The sequence below is a fragment of the Vibrio sp. Vb0888 genome (assembly GCF_033338835.1).
Lineage (GTDB): Bacteria > Pseudomonadota > Gammaproteobacteria > Enterobacterales > Vibrionaceae > Vibrio > Vibrio alginolyticus.
In genome coordinates this window covers 1-1,844 of sequence record NZ_JAWOTL010000065.1, presented here as the reverse complement: position 1 = coordinate 1,844, position 1,844 = coordinate 1, and the positions used below count along the sequence as shown (strand labels likewise).

Sequence of the window (1,844 nt, the reverse complement as noted above, 5' to 3'; positions counted from 1 at the left end):
CACCGATTCAAAATGTGCCAGAAAAATACTGGGATATTGCGAAAGAAGGTATGCGCCGTGTAAACCATGGTACTCGTGGTACGGCTCGTCGTTCTTTCTACAATATGAGCTACCAGACAGCCGGTAAATCAGGTACAGCGCAGGTCTTTGGCTTGGGCGAGAACGAAGAGTACAACGCAGATGAAATCGCGGAACACTTGCGTGACCACGCCCTGTTTACGGGCTTTGCTCCGTTTGACGATCCAAAAGTTATCGTTACGCTCGTGCTAGAAAACGCAGGTGGTGGATCAAGTAACGGTGGTCCAATGGCGAGAAAGATCTTTGACCGAGTGGTACTTGGCCCAGAAGAAATCAAACCAGAAGATGACAAAACCAACGCGCAAAAAGAGGTTACACGCTAATGAAGATGGATCCCTCTACAGGTAAAAATCGCGCCTTGTTTGAGCGCTTCCATATCGACTTGCCCCTCCTACTCGGCATCTTTGCTTTAATGGGTTTTGGTCTTGTGAGCATGTACAGTGCCAGCGGACAAAGTTTGGAGATGATGGATCGCCAAGCAATGCGCATGGTATTGTCTCTTGTCGTGATGGTGGTTCTGGCTCAACTTTCTCCACGAACGTATGAAAGCCTGGCGCCACTAATGTTTGTTGCCGGTGTAGTTTTACTATTTGGCGTACTGTTCTTTGGAGAAGCCTCGAAAGGTGCGCAACGCTGGCTCAACCTAGGCTTTGTTCGATTCCAACCGTCCGAATTACTCAAACTTGCGGTACCGTTGATGGTTGCGCGCTATATCGGTCGCCAACCATTACCACCAACATTCCGAACGCTGATTGTTGCGCTAATCATGGTGTGCTTACCAACGATTCTTATCGCGAAACAACCAGATTTGGGAACGTCGATTCTGATTGCGGCTTCAGGTATTTTCGTTATTTTCCTAGCAGGCATCAGTTGGAAGATCATCGCAGCGGCTGCCATTGCCTTAGGTGGTTTCATACCAATTTTGTGGTTCTTCTTGATGCGCGAATACCAAAAGGTTCGCGTTCGTACTCTGTTCAATCCAGAATCTGACCCACTTGGCTCTGGTTACCAAATCATTCAGTCGCTGATTGCGATCGGTTCGGGCGGTATGAAAGGCAAAGGTTGGATGAATGCCACACAAGGAACACTGGGCTTTATTCCAGAAAGTCATACCGACTTTATCTTTTCAACCTATGCGGAGGAATGGGGGTTCATTGGCTGTGTGGTATTGCTGGCGCTATACCTATTTATTACAGCACGGGTGATGTTGCTAGCATGCCAATCTGAGCACTTTTTTAGTCGCTTAGTCAGTGGCACCTTGGCGATGAGCTTCTTCCTCTACGCCTTTATTAATACTGGAATGGTGAGTGGATTGTTGCCAGTAATGGGAAGCCCGCTTCCATTCTTTAGTTACGGCGGAACTGCCATGCTGACACAGGGCATCTGCTTTGGCGTAATCATGTCTCTGTGTTACTCCAAATACCGTAATACTTAGCGCTACTCGCAATATTTAGCACGATCAAAAAAGGCTTCCCTCGGGAAGCCTTTTTTACAACAACGAAAGCTAAAAATTATAGCTCAGCGTTGTGGTATACCTGCTGAACGTCGTCACAGTCATCTAGAAGGTCTAGGAACTTCTGGAATTTCTCTGCGTCTTCACCCGCTACTGGCGTTTGAGTTTGAGGAACGAAAGTGATTTCTTCCACATCAATTGTCAGATCAGGGAATGCTGCGTTTAGCGCTGTTTTCGTTTTGAAGAACTCAGTGTGAGGAGCAAATACTGTGATCACACCATCTTCCAGTTCAACGTCAGTTACGTCTACGTC

3 protein-coding genes are annotated in these 1,844 nt (G+C 47.2%); 2 read left to right on the top strand and 1 reads right to left on the bottom strand.

What is annotated here, in order from left to right; translation table 11 throughout:
* Both R7P72_RS23800 and rodA read left to right on the top strand, forming a co-directional pair.
* Positions 1-401 (top strand): penicillin-binding transpeptidase domain-containing protein (locus R7P72_RS23800; protein WP_318110799.1); only part of this gene is annotated, 401 nt, incomplete at its 5' end.
* Positions 401-1,513, top strand: a complete 1,113-nt coding sequence (rodA, locus tag R7P72_RS23795; protein WP_318110798.1) for a rod shape-determining protein RodA — start codon at positions 401-403, stop codon at positions 1,511-1,513. The genes R7P72_RS23800 and rodA, both read left to right, overlap by 1 nt.
* A 76-nt stretch (positions 1,514-1,589) precedes the next feature.
* Here the strand turns inward: rodA and R7P72_RS23790 are convergent.
* The coding region (locus R7P72_RS23790; RefSeq protein WP_318110797.1) for a YebC/PmpR family DNA-binding transcriptional regulator at positions 1,590-1,844 on the bottom strand (255 nt) is incomplete at its 5' end.